We start from the raw sequence: 18,919 nt of genomic DNA on the forward strand, positions 1-18,919 counted from the left end.
TCAGCTTGAAAAAAGGCGAAATTCACGCTTTGTTGGGTGAAAATGGCGCGGGTAAGTCGACTTTGATGAATATTCTCTCTGGCCTTCTGGAGCCTACAAGCGGAACCATTAAGGTCAAAGGGCAAGAAGTCAAAATCAGTTCCCCTGGTGTTGCCGATAAATTGGGGATCGGAATGGTGCACCAACATTTTATGCTGGTCAAGGACTTCACGGTTACGGAGAACATCATTTTAGGCAGTGAGCCGAGCAGACTCGGCGTTTTGAATAAAAAGGCAGCCGCTGACGTGATTGCGGACCTGTCCAATAAATATCGTTTGGCAGTCAATCCTTCAGCCAAAATCGAAGACATAACTGTCGGGATGCAACAAAGGGTCGAAATCCTGAAAACATTGTACCGTGGGGCGGACGTTCTCATTTTTGACGAACCAACAGCAGTGTTGACACCCCAAGAAATCGACGAATTGATGTCGATCATGAGGGAATTGACGAAAGAAGGCAAGTCGATCATCCTGATTACGCATAAATTGGATGAAATCAAAGCCGTTGCCGACCGTTGCACTGTAATCCGCAAGGGCAAGAGCATCGGCACTGTTGACGTGAAGCACACATCCCAGCAAGAACTGGCCGATATGATGGTGGGGCGTTCTGTTCTGTTCCGCACAGTCAAAAAACCATCCCAGCCGAAACAGGCTGTGTTGGAAGTTGAGGGATTGACGGTCAAGGAGAGCCGCGGTCTGGAAGCCGTGCGTAATTTAAATCTTACGGTACGGGCCGGCGAAATCGTCGGAATCGCCGGGATCGACGGAAACGGCCAAAGCGAACTGATCCAAGCCATCACTGGCTTGCGGAAGGTTGAGAGCGGAACCGTCAAGCTGAACGGCGCAAGCATCACGAACTTGGCTCCGCGCAAAATCACTGAGTCAGGCTTGGGGCATATCCCTGAGGACCGACAAAAGTTCGGTCTGATCCTCCCGATGCGTTTGGATGAAAATATCGCGCTGCAGACCTATTATCAGGAACCTTACAGCAAAAACAGCTTCCTGAACGATAAAGCAATCGAGAACCACGCCATCGAACTGATCAAAGAATTTGATGTGCGGACGCAAAGCGAGAAGTCGACCGCGGGTTCGTTGTCCGGCGGAAATCAGCAAAAAGCAATCATCGCTCGTGAAGTTGATCGGAATCCTTCGTTATTGATTGCAGCCCAACCGACCCGAGGATTGGATGTGGGAGCAATCGAATTTATCCATAAACGCTTGATTGAGCAAAGGGATAAAGACAAGGCGATCCTTCTGATGAGCTTCGAGTTGGATGAAATCTTGAATCTCTCCGATATCATCGCCGTGATGTTTGAAGGTGAGATTGTGGCCTACGTCAAGCCTGAGGAAACTTCTGAACAAGAACTGGGCTTACTGATGGCCGGCTCTTCCCTGGAAAAGGCCCGGGAAGAATTGGAAAAAAACAAGGAAGAGGAGGGAAACCTTCATGAGTAATCAACAAGGAGCCACTCGCATCCAGGGGATTATCGTCCCTTTACTTTCAGTCATATTAGGGCTGTTGATCGGCGCAATCGTCATGTGGTCTTTCGGTTACGATGCCGTTGCAGGTTATTCAGCAATGCTGAAGGGAGCATTCGGATCGCCGTTTTACATAGGCGAATTACTGCGTGAAGCTACGCCTTTGATTCTGGTCGCATTAGGTTTTGCGGTAGCCAACACAGCCGGTTTCTTCAACATAGGTGTAGCGGGTCAAACTTTATTTGGCTGGCTGGCATCCGTAAGTGTCGCCCAGATGCTGCCTGAATTGCCAAAAATCGTATTGCTGCCTTTATGCATTTTGGCGGGTATTGCCGCCGGAGCGTTGTGGGCGGGTATCGCCGGAGTCTTGCGTGCCTATTTCAATACAAGTGAAGTGATTGTCACCATCATGTTGAATCATATCGCCTTATACATCAACAACCACATCGTCAGGAATGTTTTGACGGATTCCGGGGACTCTACAGCCAGAATCACAGAAAATGCTAGTTTAAGGGTGCCCTTTTTATCGGAAGTAACGCACAATTCGACACTGCATGCTGGTATCTTCATTTCCCTCAGCATGATTGCGGTAGTGTGGGTGCTGATGAAAAAAACAACGTATGGTTTCGAATTCCGTTCAGTGGGATTGAATCCTGATGCAGCGGATTACGCAGGGATGAACGCCAAAAAGAACATCATTTTGGCCATGTTGATCAGTGGCGGATTGGCTGGTTTGGGAGGCGCAATGGAAGGCTTGGGGAATTTCCAAAATATGTTTGTTCAAGGTGCGATGCCTGCAGTCGGATTCGATGGCATGGCAGTAGCCTTGTTGGGTATCGGTAGTCCTATAGGTATCCTGTTTGCTGCACTTCTGTTCAGTACGCTGAAAATTGGCGGAACGAGTATGCCGCTTATGTCCGGCGTACCGGTCGAAATCGTCGATATCGTGATTGCGTCAATCATCTTCTTCGTCGGCGCGAGCTATATTATCCGACTTTTAATCAATAAACTGTCCAAAGTCAATAAAAAGGGGGTGGCGTGAGATGGACATGCTAGCGATTCTATCGATAATCGTATCCTCGGCTTTGATTTATTCTGCGCCGCTGATCTTCACAGGCCTTGGCGGAACATTCTCGGAACGGAGCGGTATCGTTAACGTGGGCTTGGAAGGTACAATGGTCATGGGAGCCTTCTCAGCCATAGTCTTTAATCTGAACTATGCCGACAATCTGGGCAAAATGACCCCTTGGGTTGCGTTGTTGGTGGCTGGGGCAGTCGGCATCTTCTTTTCGATCCTCCACGCAGTCGCCACAATCAATTTAAGAGCGAATCATATCGTTTCCGGAACCGTACTAAATATGCTTGCTCCGGCGCTGGCGGTATTCTTGACTAAAGTTCTATATGAAGGGAAAGGCCAGACCGCCTTCATCATCCAGAACTTCGGGAAGACCAGTTTCCCCATATTGAAGGATATTCCGATCATCGGTCAGATATTTTTCACGAACACATCAGCTCCAGCCTATGCAGCTATCGCAACGGCGCTTGTCTGCTACTTCATCATCTTCAAGACGACTTTCGGCCTGCGTCTGCGTTCGGTTGGAGAACACCCGCAAGCGGCAGATACATTGGGGATCAACGTCTACGTGATGCGCTACGCGGGCGTGTTGATTTCCGGATTTTTAGGCGGTGTAGGCGGCGCTATCGTCTCCCAGTCAATCAGCCTGAATTTTTCCGGATCAACGATTGCCGGTCAAGGTTTCATCGCAATGGCTGCCATGATTTTCGGCAAGTGGAATCCGATCGGAGTGATGGGAGCTGCAATCTTCTTCGGGTTCGCCCAGAGTTTGGGAGTCATCGGCAGCTATATTCCGATCATCCAGAATATCCCATCCGTCTATCTCCAGATTGCACCTTACGTCATTACGATCATTGTGCTTGTAGGTTTTATCGGTAAATCCAGAGGCCCAGCCGCTAACGGTACAACTTACATCAAATCAAAGTAATCTCTGACGACAAGAAGGGTTGGCTCAACACGAGTCAGCCTTTTCTTTTTGGTCCAAGCAAGGAATCAGAGTGGACAAGGAATGGCTTAATTGAAAAAACACCCGAACTAGAGTATAGTTTTCCCTATCGACATATAAAATAGCTTACAGGACGTGAAATGGATGGAATATAAATTAAAGCAAGGTGTTACGGCTTATATCGAGCCTTCCGACAAATACAAAACCGTATTGATCCAGTACAAATTCAGGACGAGTTTCGGCGGCAAAACTGCAACGGAACGTTCTTTGGTGAAGAACATGCTTGAAACGAACAGCAAGCAGTATCCGAGCCAAAACGAGATGGATCTGAAAATGGCCAGCCTTTACGGTGCGACGCTGCATACGCAATCCCAGCGCTTCGGCAAGCAGCATGTCGTGACGATGAGTCTATCCGTCGTCAATGATAAATTCATCGGAGGTGATGATACGCTTTTGGAAGAGGCATTCTCTTTTTTGGAAGAAATCATCTTCAGGCCCAATGCCGAGAACGGCAAGTTCCATGAGAAGACGTTTCTGAGGGAAAAGGAAAATCTGAACAATTATTTCGAATCTCTGATCGAAGACAAATCAGCCTATGCACGCACGCGCTTGAACCAAGTGCTGTTCGAGGGGACGGATCAAGCTTATCAAGGCATCGGTGATGCCAGTTTCCTTGAGGATATAACCTCAGGCAACCTGTTTGAATGCTATGAAGAGATGATCGGGTCGAATCAGCTGGATATCCTCGTTTCAGGTGATGTAGCGCCAGAACGGATATTGAATATATTGGCTGCCCAGAAGCTTTCGGACAGGAAAGAAACCGAAAAAGAAGTATTCTATTTCCGCGTAAAGAACACGGAACCCGTTGCTTCGAGTGAATCTCAGGACATCAATCAAGGCAAGTTGTTTTTCGGATTCTCTTCACCCGTCTATTACATGAATGAGTACTATTTTGCAGGCTTGGTTTTTGATGGACTTTTTGGGGGGTTCCCACATTCAAAATTGTTTCAGAATGTCCGTGAAAAGGAGAGTTTGGCTTACTCGGCTTCAAGCGGCTTGGACTTTCTGCGCGGGGTCATGACTGTCGGCACCGGCATCGAATTTGATAAACGGGAGCAGGTCGAGAAAATCGTTCTGGCTCAACTGCAGGATATGCAAGCGGGGGATTTCTCGGATGCGTTGATTGCTCAAACAAAAAGTATGCTGATTAACCACTATAAGCAAAATGATGATTATCAAGGCAGAAGTTTGGCGAAACAGTACCAGGATATCCTCATCATAGAAAACCCTCTTTCGCAGGAGCAGTGGATCGCTGGCTTGAATGCGGTGACGAAAGAACAGATCATTGCTGTCGCGGAAAAAATGACTTTGCAAGCGATATTTTTCTTGAAAGGCGAGGCTACAGATGAATAAAGTACACTATGAGGCACTGAACGAAACAGTCTATACGGAAGTATTGGAAAACGGATTGCAGGTAGTTTTGATTCCGAAAAATAAGTATTCCAAAACCTATGGCATCTTCACCACAGATTTCGGCTCGATCGACAACCAGTTTGTTCCGATAAACGGAGACAAGGAAATCAAAATTCCGGATGGCATCGCACATTTCCTTGAACATAAGTTGTTTGAAGGCGAGGATCATGACGCTTTTGAAGACTTCGCGAAATATGGCGCTTCAGCGAATGCTTTCACTTCTTTCACTCGGACAAGCTATCTCTTTTCAGCTACGGATAATATTACGGAAAATACAAACAGCCTGCTTGACTTCGTTCAAGATCCGCATTTCACGGAAGAAGGCACTGAAAAGGAAAAGGGCATCATCTCCCAAGAAATCCGTATGTATGAAGATAATCCGGGATGGCAACTTTTTTACGGTCTGCTGCGTAATCTTTATCCCGGACATCCGCTTTCCGTCGATATAGCCGGAACAGTGGACAGCATCCAAGCAATTTCGCCGGAACTGCTCCAAATCTGTTACGACACGTTCTACCATCCATCCAATATGAACATATTGATGATCGGCAATTTCGCTCCCGACAAAATGATGGAAACGATCAGACAAAACCAAGCCGGCAAGACATTTCTTCCCGCAAAACCGATCCAACGCGCTTTGCCGCCAGCCTCGATCCAGGACATCATTCCGTACAAAGAAATCGAAATGGATGTGCAACGCCCGAAAGTGATGCTTGGGGTGAAAGGTTTGGATGCCGACGTGACCGGAAACCAAGCCGAAAAATACAAAATCTATGGATCGCTGTTGCTGGAATTACTTTTCGGCCGGAGCTCCACGCATTTCATTGAGCTTTATGACGATGGCTTGATTGATGACAGCTTCGGCTATTCCTTCAATTTGGATCGTTCTTTCCACTTTATGGCGATCGAATCGGATACGGAAGAACCGAAACTGCTGGAAGAAAAGCTGAAGCGGATTCTCTTGGATTGGGAAGCGGATGCTAATCTGACGAATGAGAAATTTGATTTGCTGAAGAAGAGCATGATTGGAGAACAGTTGCAGGCTTTCAACTCCCTGGAATACATCGCAAATCACTACAGCACTTTGCTGTTTTCGGGAGCCGAACTTTTTGAAGTTGTTCCGCTGATCGAAGAAACCAGTCTGGAGGACATCCGTAAATTTGCGGAAGGATATCTCAAAGAACAAAGCATGAGCACCTATGTGATTCTCCAGAAGGGAGCAAAACAGCAATGAAAGCTGCTTTGGTGACGGGGGCCTCCGGTGACATCGGGACCGCCATCGCAAGGGATTTGGCCGGTTCAGGCTGGTCGCTTTACCTGCATTATCATTCCAATCAAGAAAAAATCAATCTGTTGCTGGCAGAACTGCAATCGGACTATCCCGAACAGGAATTTTATCCGCTTTGTCTGGATTTTACCGATGAAGCTGGTGTTGCGAAACTTGCTGACCATATTTTCTCGCTCCAAGCGATTGTTTTTGCGCATGGCAAGACCGAATATGGCTTACTTCAGGATATGACGTCCTTGCAAATGGATGTCTTGTGGGAAATGCACGTTAAAATGCCTATCCTGATCATCCAAGCGCTACAGGACAAAATCGCCCGCTCACGCAACGGCCGCATCGTCTTCATCAGTTCTGTCTATGGGGAAGTCGGCAGTGGGCTCGAAGTGCTCTACAGTACCGTCAAAGGGGCGCAGATTGCCTTCGTGAAAGCCTACAGCAAGGAAGTGGCCTCGCTTGGGGTAACAGTCAATGCCATCTGCCCAGGAGCAATCGATACGCAAATGAACGCTCATCTGGAAAATGATGAAAAAGAGGCTCTTCTTGAGGAAATCCCTTTGGGGAGAATGGGGAAACCGGATGAAATCAGTTTCTGGGTATCCCAACTTCTGAAGGAAGACAGTCGCTATATGACGGGACAAGCTATTTATGTATCTGGTGGATGGCTCAGGTAAAACAGTATTGGAACTCCTGATGAAGGAATTTTATGGTATAATATCCATGGTAACTTCGGGATTTGCAAGTGAAGGCAGGTGAAGAAATGGTTCAAATTGGGGAAGTACTAAAAAGTGCTAGACTTTCCAAAGGATACACATTAGATGATTTGCAACAGATTACTAAAATACAGAAGCGGTATTTGATTGCGATAGAAGAAGGCGATTTTGAGATTATGCCGGGCAATTTCTATGTGCGTGCCTTCATCAAGCAGTATGCTGATACTGTAGGCTTGGATGGCGATCGCTTGTTGGGGGATCATGCAAGTGTGATTCCGGAAATACATGGGAGCAGTCAAGTGGAAGAATCCGGTTCTTTTTCTCCCAGTCGCTCCGATTCCAAAAGAGCTTCAAAAAAGACGAATTTTAATTATGGCGGCTCTGTCCAGAGCCAGTTGCCTACTTTTCTGTTGGCTGTGGCTGTAATTGCCATCGTACTTGTGGTCTGGAAGGCTACATTGAACGATGATGATGAGCAGGTTCAGATCGAAGTGGCATCGAACATCAGCCAAACAACTATGGCATCGCAAGCGACAGTTACCAGCGGCACAGATCAGATAGACAGTACCGTTGTCGCAGGACAAACAGCACAAGTGAACTTGCTCTCGTCTGCCAATGGTTATGCGGAATATGATGTTACCAGTTTGTCGTTGCCATCAGAGTTGAAAATATCGGCGTTGGCAGGTGGCAGTTCTTGGATCAGCGTTAGCGTGAACGGGATCGTCCAAGAGCCTTCTGGAATCGTAGACGCTGAAAACCCGTTGACGATCACTCTGCCCTTGAACACAAGTGAGATTGAAGTGATAGTCGGCGTTATGCCGGCAACGATCATCGAACTGGATGGGACAGTTGTTGCGATGCCAGCCGATCAGCAAGAGATTCAGACCCAAACCTTATCCTTTACCGTCAAGGGTGTGGAATAGGCAGGGTACATTAAAGGAGTTGCAGAAGTTGAATTTACCTAATAAATTGACAGCGTTGCGGATTATGATGATTCCCTTGTTCATGATTATCACCTTGGTTCCTTTCGATTGGGGGACGCTTGCGGTTGCCCAATCAGAGATTGCCGTCAATCAACTGGTCGGAGCCATCATTTTTGCTATCGCCAGTTTTACGGATTGGTTGGATGGCTATATCGCCAGAAGGGACGGGTTGGTCACCAACTTCGGGAAATTTGCTGATCCATTGGCGGACAAGATGCTTGTCGCCACAGCCTTGATCGTACTTGTCGGTCAAGGTCTGGCTCCGTCGTGGGTCGTCAGCATCATCATCAGCCGGGAGTTGGCGGTCACAGGCTTGCGCCTGTTGCTTGTGAAGGAAGGCGAAGTCATGGCAGCGGCATGGCCAGGGAAAATCAAAACGGCGACGCAAATGGTAGCCATCATTTTGTTGTTCGTGGATAATTTTCCTTTTCAGGCAACCGGCATTCCGGTTGCGGACATCATGTTGTATCTTTGCTTAGTTTTCACCATCTACTCAGGAGTGGATTATTTCGTCAAGAATAAACATGTTTTTGTCGGATCCATGTAGTTTTTATAAATAAGAAGGGCTGGGTTGCATCAGGTTACAACCCGAACAAAAGGAAACGCGATTCTTTTGTGCCCTTCTTTTTTCTTTATCTTTTTTTGTGATTGAAGTTTTTGTTTTATTTGAGCGAATACTATAGATGTGAGGGATTAAGTATGAATGCAGAAATCATTTCAGTCGGAACGGAATTGTTGATGGGGCAAATAGTGAATTCGGATGCGGCATTCATCGCCAAGGAACTGACCGGTTTGGGCATAGACTCGTATTTCCAGACGGTTGTCGGCGATAATCCGGGAAAAATAAAAGAAGTGATCAAAATAGCTGAATCAAGAAGCGACCTGTTGATTTTCACAGGAGGGCTCGGACCCACCCGGGATGATTTGACCAAACAAACCGTAGCGGAGCACCTTGAGGAAGAGCTTGTCATGGATGAAGTGGGGTTGACGCATATCCGGCAATGGTTTGAACGTTCGGGAAGGAGCATGACGGAAAACAATGAGCTTCAAGCTTTGGTGTTCAGGAGCGGTACTGTCTTCCCGAACCCGATCGGACAAGCGCTCGGCACCTATACCGAAAAGGATGGGAAAGGTTATTTGCTGCTGCCAGGCCCGCCAAGCGAACTTGAGCAGATGTTTCTGCAATTTGTGAAGCCGTTCCTTTCCAGCAAGTATGAAGATCAGCAAGTCATCTCATCGAAGACGCTCCGATTTTTCGGAATCGGTGAATCCACCTTGACCACGGTGTTGGATGAACTGATCCGCAATCAGACCAATCCAACGATAGCTCCGTATGCCGGAAAATATGAAGTGACCTTGAGACTCACCGCAAACGCTGCAACAGAAGCGATTTGCGGTGAGCTATTGGATGAAAAAAAAGCGGAAATATTGGCTCTTGTCGGGGAATATCATTACGGTGACGGCGACGAGTCCAGTCTTGCCGAAGTTGTAGGCAAGAAATTGTTGAAGTTCAAAAAATCGATCAGCGCGGCTGAAAGCTTGACTGGAGGGCTTTTTCAAGCTGAGCTTGTCAAGGTTCCCGGCATCAGCGAGGTCTTCGCGGGCGGCATCGTTTCTTACCAAGAAGGTGCCAAACAAAAGGTACTAGGCGTTCCTGGGAGCATTCTTGAGACATATGGAATGGTCAGCCCGGAGTGCGCGGTTGCGATGGCGGAGCGTGCGCGCGAACTGTTTGATACTGAGTTGGCCATTTCTTTCACAGGCGTTGCCGGGCCTGATCAACTGGAGAACAAGCCAGCCGGGACTGTATGGATTGCCTTAAGCCAAAAAAATGGACCAACAGCCGTCCGAGGCTTCCGATTTTCCCGTAATCGCCTCGGAAACAGAGAGCAGGCAGTGATGCAGGGATTTGATATGATTCGGCGGAATTTGTCGGATTCTGGTTTTGAATAATAAAAAAACGAACATCTGTTCACTTTAATCTTGCTTTTTTGCCCGGAACAGGATAGTATTACGTTGTGGTGTTAATGCATGCAAATGAAAGCTTGGAGGAAACAATAGATGGCTAATTTAAATGAAAATAGACAAAAAGCCTTGGATGAGGCTCTGAAAAAGATAGAAAGAAATTTTGGTAAAGGTTCCGTTATGAAGCTTGGCGAAAAAGTGGACACACAAATATCCACTGTACCGAGTGGTTCGTTGGCTCTTGATGTTGCGTTGGGCGTAGGCGGCTATCCGAGAGGCCGTATCATCGAAGTGTACGGCCCTGAATCTTCAGGTAAAACAACCGTTGCGCTCCATGCGATTGCTGAAGTCCAAAAGAAAGGCGGCGTTGCTGCCTTCATCGATGCTGAGCATGCTTTGGATCCAAAATATGCTGCAGCTTTAGGTGTGGATATCGATGAATTATTGCTATCCCAACCGGATACAGGCGAGCAAGGTCTGGAAATCGCTGACGCTTTGGTTTCATCCGGGGCTGTCGACATTGTGGTCATCGACTCGGTTGCCGCATTGGTTCCGCGTGCTGAAATAGAAGGCGAAATGGGAGACTCCCATATGGGTCTGCAAGCACGTCTGATGTCCCAAGCTTTACGGAAACTGTCCGGATCGATCAATAAAACAAAAACGATCGCCATCTTCATCAACCAAGTCCGTGAGAAAATCGGCATCATGTTCGGCAATCCGGAAACGACACCAGGAGGAAGAGCGCTTAAATTTTACGCTACTATCCGTCTGGAAGTAAGAAGAGCGGAACAGATCAAGAGCGGAACAGAGATCATGGGTAACCGCACAAAGATCAAAGTAGTCAAAAATAAAGTTGCGCCGCCATTCAGGACAGCTGAAGTGGATATCATGTACGGGGAAGGCATTTCCCAAGTCGGCGAAATCATCGATATGGCTTCAGAGAAGGATATCGTCAACAAGAGTGGCGCTTGGTATGCCTACAAAGGGGAACGCATCGGCCAAGGCCGCGAAAATGCAAAAAAATTCCTGACTGAGCACCCAGAGATGAGAGCTGAAATCGAGAAGCTTGTCCGTGACGAATATGGCATAGGCGATAAAAAAGTGGTAGAGGCAAAAGCAAAGGGAAAAGACGAGCCGGTTGAAGCGGTAGATCTGTTGGACGAGTAAACAATATTTTTGAAGAGGCCTGGACCAAAATCCGGGTCTCTTTCCTTTTTTAAAAACGTAAAATAGGGCAATATCGAAACACGAATAAATGTATTTTGGTTATGTTACCGTTTTATCGTTGACATGTCAGTATTCTACGTTTAGAATGAATTTATGTGCATCGTTTCATTCTGCACATTGTAAAACTAATTTTTATTCATTTTTTTTGACAACAAAATTAAATAGATACGGAGGTGAAACTATGGATATATGGACTTTAGCCTTCGCTATCATAGCTTTAATTTTTGGTGTCGTTGTCGGATATTTATATCGAAAATCGAATCACGAAAAAGAAATAGCTGGTGCCAAAAATACCGCTTCCCTAATTCTTGAAGATGCTCGTAAAGAAGCAGAAACTACAAAAAGAGAAGCTATGTTAGAGGCGAAGGATGAGAACCACAAATACCGCTCAGAAATAGAAGATGAATTGCGCGAACGACGCGGTGAGGTTCAAAAACAAGAAAATCGATTGATCCAAAGAGAAGAAAATTTGGATAGAAAAGATACCAGTCTATCAAAACGTGAGCAATCTATCGAGTCAAAAGAGGATAATCTTGTCAAAAGACAAAACGCTTTAGTTTCTGAGGAAAATCGCATTCAAGCATTGGTGGAAGAGCAACAACATGAATTGGAAAGAATCGCTACCTTATCCCGTGAAGATGCAAGAAATATCATCATGGATGAAACGGAAAATCAACTTTCGCATGAAATTGCAGTTATGATCAGAGAATCTGACCAAAAAGCGAAAGATGAAGCAGATCGTAATGCGAAAAACATTATCCTGCAGGCGATTCAAAGAAGCGCAGCCGATTTAGTTTCGGAAGCAACAGTTTCAGTTGTTACATTGCCTAACGATGACATGAAAGGCCGTATCATTGGCCGCGAAGGAAGAAACATTCGGACTTTGGAAACATTGACAGGTATTGACCTGATCATCGATGATACGCCGGAAGCTGTCGTGTTAAGCGGATTTGATCCTATCCGAAGAGAAATTGCAAAAATGGCTTTGGAGAAATTAATTCAAGATGGACGTATCCATCCTGCAAGAATTGAGGAAGCAGTTGAGAAAGCCCGTAAGGATATGGATGAACGCATAAGAGAAATCGGCGAACAAGCAACTTTTGAAGTTGGCATCCATTCTTTGCATCCTGATCTGATTAAAATTTTGGGACGTCTGCATTTCCGCACTAGTTATGGACAAAATGTCCTGAATCACAGCATCGAGGTTGCAAAACTTTGCGGCGTAATGGCTGGGGAACTAGGCGAGGACATCAATCTGGCCAAACGTGCAGGTCTGTTGCATGACATCGGAAAAGCTCTCGATCATGAAATAGAGGGTTCACACGTTGAAATCGGCGCAGAAATCGCCCAGAAATACAAAGAAAATCCGGTTGTCATCAATGCAATTGCCTCACATCATGGCGATGTTGAAGCAAACTCAATCATATCAGTATTGGTCGCATCTGCTGACGCTTTATCTGCTGCTCGTCCGGGCGCAAGAAGTGAATCTCTGGAAAACTACATCCGCCGTTTGGAGAAACTGGAAGGAATTGCAAACAGTTTTGAAGGCGTAGCAAGCAGTTTTGCTATCCAAGCAGGAAGAGAGATCCGCGTCATGGTCAAGCCAGACCAACTTGACGATTCTCAAGCTATTCGTGTAGCTCGTGAGATTAGAAAGAAAATCGAAGAAGAACTAGATTATCCGGGACACATCAAGGTTACGGTTATACGCGAAACAAGAGTAATTGAATATGCCAAATAATGAAATACCAAACGGGACATGCTATTGTCCCGTTTTTTGCTTTTTATGGATATTCCGACTGACGGGCAAGGGTGCAACGGCTTATCTAAACAGACAAAATATGTTACTATAATAAGACTAGAATTTAGAGAAGAGGCTGAAGATGAAAGTATTATTTATTGGGGATGTCGTAGGTTCAATCGGCAGACAGATGCTGCAGGACACACTCCCACAACTGAAGAAACATTACCGTCCGCAAGTGACCATCGTGAACGGGGAGAATGCGGCTGGCGGCAGAGGCATAACGGAAAAAATTTACAAAGAATTTTTACAGACCGGCGTTGATGTCATCACCATGGGGAACCATACGTGGGATAACCGTGACATATTCGAATTCATCGGAACTGCCAACAAGATGATCCGTCCGGCTAATTTCCCGGAAGGGACTCCCGGCATCGGTTTTACGATCATAAAAGTGAACCAACTGAAATTGGCTGTGGTGAACCTGCACGGACGTGTCTTCATGAACAGTCTGGATGACCCTTTCCGCAAAGCGGATGAAATCCTGGAGCAGGTACGGAAAGAAACGAATTGCATCTTTGTCGATTTCCACGCCGAAACGACCAGCGAAAAACAAGCAATGGGCTGGTATTTGGATGGACGCGTTTCTGCTGTGGTCGGTACACATACGCATGTACAGACAAATGATGCGCGTATTTTGCCGGAAGGGACAGGCTATCTGACGGATGCCGGAATGACCGGGGCTTACGACAGTATCTTAGGCGTCGAAAAAGAGATCATCATCCAGAAGTTTCTGACGCAAATGCCGATTCGGCATGAAGTGCCCGAAAAAGGCAGAAAATTACTTTCCGGTTGCTATATTGAAATCAATGATCAAACCGGCAAGTGCGTAAAAATCGAGAACATCGTAATAAATGAAGATCGCCCATTTGGAGGGGAATTCTATTGAGCCAAGAACTGCCTATCGAAGGCCCGGCAGAAGCAGAATTGAACAGACTGATCGAAATCCTGAAAAAAAATGAAGTGATCGTCCGCTATCAAGCGGCCGAAGAAAGCACAAAAGACAATCGGGCGTTGGAACAATTGGTCGAAACCATCAAAAGCAAACAAAAAGAAGTTGCGGCTTTTGAACATTATGCTAAGCCGGCAGCAGCAGAAAAAACAGCTGCTGAATTAGTGGAGCTGAACAAGCAATTGAAGGACAGCATAGCGGTTCAACGATACCGGGAAGCTTTATGGGATGCCAACGAACTATTGGAAAATGTCATCAGCATCATCCAACAGGGCGTCGATGACGCTATCGAAAAAGATGAACCGTGAGGAATGAAGAGAGATATATTAATTGAGGTGAAAGAATGCCACAGAAGACTAAAAACACGCCCATGATGGAGCAGTACCTATCCATAAAAGAGCAGTATCCGGATGCGTTTTTGTTTTATCGCTTGGGCGATTTCTATGAATTGTTCCATGATGATGCTATGAAGGCTGCAAAATTACTGGAAATTACGCTGACGAGCCGCAACAAAAATGCCGACGAACCGATTCCCATGTGCGGGGTCCCGTATCACGCAGCGGCGGAATATATCCGAAGACTCGTGGAAATGGGGCACAAGGTCGCCGTTTGCGAACAGATGGAGGATGCCAAGCTAACAAAAGGCATGGTGCGGCGGGAAGTCGTGCGGGTCATTACGCCCGGAACATTTCTGAATGAGAACGGCAGCGAAAGCAAAACAAATAATTACTTGGCAAGTGTCATCCAAGTCGAAGCAGGCGGGTACGCGCTGGGATATGTCGATATCGGAACGGGGGAACTGAAAGTCACCCTCCTGAGTAACGAAGATGCCGTATTCAACGAACTCCAGACCTTGCCGTTCAAAGAGATCGTCTTGGATACAAAAACAGCTGATGGGCTGACGGAAAAATTGGAAAAACATTTTGGTATCCTGGTTTCCATTCAGGCAAAGTTGATCCCGGAGACAGACTTCCACGATTTGGTTGCGGAATTGCCGCAACAGTCTGAAAAGGATGTGCTTGTCCTGTTGTTGAGCTATCTTTCGGATACCCAAAAGCGCAGCCTCTCCCATCTTCAGAAAGCCGTCGCCTATCAAACGGATGCTTTCCTGAAGATGGATACCTATGCGCGGCGCAACCTCGAGCTGAGTGCATCTATCCGGACGCAGCAGAAGAAAGGAAGCCTGTTGTGGACGCTGGATGAAACCAAAACGGCTATGGGCGGGCGCATGCTGAAACAATGGCTTGAAAAGCCGCTGATCAACCTGAGCGATATACTCGAAAGGCAACGGAAAGTAGAATCGTTGGTCAATCACTACTTCGAACGAATGGACATCAACGACGCCTTGACATCGGTGTATGATCTGGAACGTTTGGTCGCCAGAGTATCGCTCGGAAATGTCAACGGCCGCGATCTGATCCAACTGAAAACTTCTCTGCAGCAGATTCCAGGATTGGTCCAAGCAATCGCCGCAATCGACGAACCGGATGTTTGGCAGGGGGTCATCGACAAATTGGAAGCTTACCCCGATGTCATCGAACTGATCGAGCGGGCGATTACGGATAATCCGCCAATCCAGATCACAGAAGGCAACATTATCCGCGATGGTTACCATGAGCAATTGGATCGCTACCGTGATGCGATGAACAACGGGAAACTTTGGATAGCGATGCTGCAAAAAGAGGAAAGAGAAAAAACCGGCATCAAAACGCTGAAAATCGGCTATAACCGCATTTTTGGCTATTACATAGAAGTGACAAAGTCAAACCTTGCGGCGCTGCCTGAAGGCACGTACGAGCGCAAACAGACGCTCGCAAATGCGGAACGTTTCGTCACGCCTGCATTGAAGGAGAAAGAGACGCTTATTTTGGAGGCGGAGGAGAAGTCTGTCGAATTGGAGCATGAGCTGTTCGTCGCCTTGCGGGAAGAGATAAAAGGTTACAGCCGTCAGTTGCAGGCGCTGGCCAAACTGGTGGCGGAGATCGATGTCCTTCAGTCGTTCGCCCACATCAGCGAAGCCTATCACTTTTCCAAGCCGGAATTGAGCAACAGCGACCGCAATCTGTCCATCAAAGAAGGGCGCCATCCGGTTGTGGAACGCGTCATCGGCAAAGATAAATTTGTGCCCAACAGCATCTCCATGGACAAGGACAACCATATTTTGCTGATCACCGGGCCGAACATGTCAGGAAAAAGCACCTACATGCGTCAGGTCGCGCTGATTGTCATCCTGGCCCAAATGGGTTGCTTTGTGCCCGCCGAGAAAGCCCATTTGCCTATCTTTGACCAGATATTCACCCGCATAGGCGCAGCGGATGACCTCTATTCCGGGCAGAGCACTTTCATGGTCGAAATGGTCGAAACGAACCAAGCACTTCGATTCGCCACCGATAAGAGTCTGATTTTGTTCGACGAAATCGGCAGAGGGACTGCAACGTATGACGGCATGGCCTTGGCGGAAGCAATTCTGCGTTACATCGATCGCACCATCAAAGGCAAAACGCTGTTTTCGACGCATTACCATGAATTGACCCAACTCGAAGCCGATTTGGCGGGGACAAAGAATGTTCATGTCGGGGCAATCGAAAAAGACGGAGAATTGGTGTTTCTGCATAAACTGATGCAGGGACCAGCAGACAAAAGTTATGGCCTACATGTAGCCAAGCTGGCCGGTATGCCGAATGAGTTGATTTCAGAGGCGCAGGTCATCCTCAATTCATTGAATGAACAGCATGTGCTGCATTCAGGATCGGACGTGCCTGTTCCGGATGATACGATCGAACAATTGGCGCTGTTCCAGGAGAGCGCGATGCATCCGAACGAGAAGCATATTCTCGATGAATTGTCGGACTTGGCTCTGGAGGATTGCACACCGATGCAAGCCATGCTGATGATAGACAGTTGGAAAAAGTTGCTGAAATCGCAAAAAAGTAGGTGAGAACGATGGCCAAAATCAGGGAGCTTTCCCAAATATTGACAAACCAGATTGCTGCCGGGGAAGTGATCGAACGCCCGGCATCGGTCGTTAAGGAATTGGTGGAGAATGCGATCGATGCGAACAGTACGCAGATTGATGTTTTCATCGAAGAGGCGGGATTAAAAAAGGTGCAAGTCACAGACAACGGCGACGGCATCGCGGCGGACGAGGTGAAACTTGCCTTTACGCGGCATGCGACCAGCAAAATCTACACGCAGGATGATCTTTTCCGTATCCATTCACTGGGATTTCGGGGTGAAGCATTGCCCAGTATCGCTTCGGTTGCCAAAGTTTCGATCGAAACGGCTGTCGCCGAGCAAAGCGGCACTTACTTGTCGATAAAAGGCGGTGTCATCGGAGAGGAAAGGCCCAACAAATCGCGGAAAGGGACCACGATCATCGTCGAAGACTTGTTCTACAACACGCCAGCCCGTTTGAAATACATCCGGTCCCTCCAGGCTGAGCTGTCGAACATCACGGACATCATGAACCGGATTGCCTTGAGCCATCCGGAGATCGCTTTCCGTTTGCATCATGAGGGGAACCAACTCTTGCATACGGCAGGCAATGGCGATCTGCGCCAGACCATCGCGGGCGTCTATGGGACGATGACGGCCAAGAAGATGAAATTGATCGAGAGCGAAAATCTGGACTTCAAAGTGAAGGGCTACGTCAGCTTGCCGGACACGACGCGGGCAAGCCGCAACTACATAACATTGATACTGAACGGGCGTTTCATAAAAAATTACACTTTGAATAAAGCAATCATCGATGGCTATGGTTCCAAATTGATGGTCGGAAGGTATCCGCTCGCTGTCATTGTGATGGATGCGGATTCCCTGTTGTTGGATGTGAACGTCCACCCTTCAAAAAAAGAAGTCAGAATCAGCAAAGAAAAAGAGCTCGGGGAACTGATCCAAAACGCAATCGCTGCTGTTTTACGGACCGAAGAACGTATCCCGAGCGGCATCGAAAATCTGAAATTCAAACGCCAAAGTCCGGCTGAACCAATCCGGACTGAGCAATTGAGCGTCTCTTTCCGCTCATACGATCAAGAGCTAGTGCAAGAAACAGAAACGAAGCTGCCGGCGACAAGTGAAAATGAGGATTTCCAATCTTTGGAGACATCATGGGACAACCGGCCGGCCCACAATGAAAACGACGGACACATAAAGCCCTTTATAGATTCCGCAGAGACCGAACCTCGTGAAGATCTTCCCCTTCCAAGTGAAGAACAAGATGTTTACGTGGTTCCATTCAGTGGCCAGCCAAAACAGGACCGCAATGAACCAAGCGCGCCTTACCTGTCCGGCGAACCAAAAAATCCAGCTGCCCACGAAGAACCAATCATGAAAACCGTCCAGAAAGTCGAAGCCGAGGCAGAGAAGGGATCGGCAAGCAAGCGGCCGTTCCCGGATTTGCACTTTTTTGGCCAGATGCACGGCACTTACCTGTTCGCTCAGAACGAAAATGGCCTCTACATCATCGATCAGCACGCTGCCCAAGAACGCATCAAATATGAATACTACCGCGAGGAAATCGGCAAGGTTTCCACCGATCTCCAAGGTTTGTTGATACCGATCATGCTGGATTATCCTGTGAATGAATTCCAGTTGATCCAGGGAAGCCGCGAGGTGTTGGAAGAAATGGGACTGTTCCTGGAACCGTTCGGCCAAAACAGTTTCATCGTCGAAAAGCATCCTGCCTGGTTCACGCCGGGTGAGGAGGAAGACATTCTGAAGGAACTGGTGGAGATGTTTTTGACTGAAGGAGATATCTCCGTCAAGAAACTTCGCGAAGCCACTGCCATCATGATGAGCTGCAAGCGCTCGATCAAGGCGAATCATTTCATCAGCGACAATGAAGCGCGACAATTATTGATTGATCTTTCAAAAACGGATAACCCATACAATTGTCCGCACGGCCGGCCGGTGCTGATCCAATTTTCCAATCAGGATATGGAGAAGATGTTCAAAAGGATCCAGGACCCGCACTGAGAGCGGATCAT

At 47.3% G+C, this 18,919-nt stretch carries 15 protein-coding genes; all 15 read left to right on the forward strand.

The features are described 5' to 3' along the window. Positions 1 to 1,493, forward strand: a 1,493-nt coding sequence (locus WBM30_RS09835) for an ABC transporter ATP-binding protein (protein WP_424900553.1), incomplete at its 5' end; no start/stop codon positions are given. Continuing rightward, a complete protein-coding gene (locus WBM30_RS09840) occupies positions 1,486 to 2,559 on the forward strand; it encodes an ABC transporter permease (protein ID WP_424900554.1) in 1,074 nt (357 codons plus the stop codon). The genes WBM30_RS09835 and WBM30_RS09840, both read left to right, overlap by 8 nt. A 1-nt stretch (position 2,560) precedes the next feature. Beyond that, entirely contained in the window at positions 2,561 to 3,520 is a 960-nt protein-coding gene (locus WBM30_RS09845; protein WP_424900555.1) for an ABC transporter permease, read from the forward strand. A 162-nt stretch (positions 3,521 to 3,682) separates the two neighbouring features. Further along, positions 3,683 to 4,951 carry an EF-P 5-aminopentanol modification-associated protein YfmF gene (gene yfmF, locus WBM30_RS09850; protein WP_424900556.1) on the forward strand — a complete coding sequence of 423 codons (1,269 nt, stop codon included), beginning with the start codon at positions 3,683 to 3,685 and terminating at the stop codon, positions 4,949 to 4,951. Beyond that, positions 4,944 to 6,245: an EF-P 5-aminopentanol modification-associated protein YfmH gene (gene yfmH, locus WBM30_RS09855; RefSeq protein ID WP_424900557.1), complete on the forward strand. Its 1,302-nt coding sequence runs from the start codon at positions 4,944 to 4,946 to the stop codon at positions 6,243 to 6,245. Before yfmF ends, yfmH begins: the two co-directional genes overlap by 8 nt. After that, entirely contained in the window at positions 6,242 to 6,967 is a 726-nt protein-coding gene (ymfI, locus tag WBM30_RS09860; RefSeq protein WP_424900558.1) for an elongation factor P 5-aminopentanone reductase, read from the forward strand. The genes yfmH and ymfI overlap by 4 nt, the downstream gene beginning before the upstream one ends. Positions 6,968 to 7,053: 86 nt before the next feature. Then, positions 7,054 to 7,929, forward strand: coding sequence for a helix-turn-helix domain-containing protein (locus tag WBM30_RS09865; RefSeq protein ID WP_424900559.1), 876 nt, complete (start codon positions 7,054 to 7,056; stop codon positions 7,927 to 7,929). Positions 7,930 to 7,957: 28 nt separating this feature from the next. Next, complete coding sequence (gene pgsA / locus WBM30_RS09870; RefSeq protein WP_424900560.1) at positions 7,958 to 8,536, forward strand: CDP-diacylglycerol--glycerol-3-phosphate 3-phosphatidyltransferase; 579 nt, start codon at positions 7,958 to 7,960, stop codon at positions 8,534 to 8,536. A gap of 152 nt (positions 8,537 to 8,688) precedes the next feature. Beyond that, positions 8,689 to 9,942 carry a competence/damage-inducible protein A gene (locus WBM30_RS09875; RefSeq protein WP_424900561.1) on the forward strand — a complete coding sequence of 418 codons (1,254 nt, stop codon included), beginning with the start codon at positions 8,689 to 8,691 and terminating at the stop codon, positions 9,940 to 9,942. Positions 9,943 to 10,050: 108 nt separating this feature from the next. Then, a complete protein-coding gene (recA, locus tag WBM30_RS09880) occupies positions 10,051 to 11,121 on the forward strand; it encodes a recombinase RecA (RefSeq protein ID WP_424900562.1) in 1,071 nt (356 codons plus the stop codon). Between the two features lie 241 nt (positions 11,122 to 11,362). Further along, positions 11,363 to 12,922, forward strand: coding sequence for a ribonuclease Y (gene rny / locus WBM30_RS09885; protein WP_424900563.1), 1,560 nt, complete (start codon positions 11,363 to 11,365; stop codon positions 12,920 to 12,922). Positions 12,923 to 13,064: 142 nt separating this feature from the next. Then, positions 13,065 to 13,871, forward strand: coding sequence for a TIGR00282 family metallophosphoesterase (locus WBM30_RS09890; RefSeq protein WP_106448644.1), 807 nt, complete (start codon positions 13,065 to 13,067; stop codon positions 13,869 to 13,871). Continuing rightward, entirely contained in the window at positions 13,868 to 14,242 is a 375-nt protein-coding gene (locus WBM30_RS09895; protein WP_424900564.1) for a YlbF family regulator, read from the forward strand. The genes WBM30_RS09890 and WBM30_RS09895 overlap by 4 nt, the downstream gene beginning before the upstream one ends. Before the next feature lie 35 nt (positions 14,243 to 14,277). Beyond that, on the forward strand, positions 14,278 to 16,872 hold the full coding sequence (mutS, locus tag WBM30_RS09900) for a DNA mismatch repair protein MutS (protein ID WP_424900565.1): 2,595 nt from the start codon (positions 14,278 to 14,280) through the stop codon (positions 16,870 to 16,872). A 5-nt stretch (positions 16,873 to 16,877) separates the two neighbouring features. Then, positions 16,878 to 18,908: a DNA mismatch repair endonuclease MutL gene (gene mutL / locus WBM30_RS09905; protein ID WP_424900566.1), complete on the forward strand. Its 2,031-nt coding sequence runs from the start codon at positions 16,878 to 16,880 to the stop codon at positions 18,906 to 18,908. Positions 18,909 to 18,919 lie beyond the last annotated feature (11 nt).

Source organism: Trichococcus sp. (assembly GCF_049684335.1).
Classification (GTDB): Bacteria; Bacillota; Bacilli; order Lactobacillales; family Aerococcaceae; genus Trichococcus.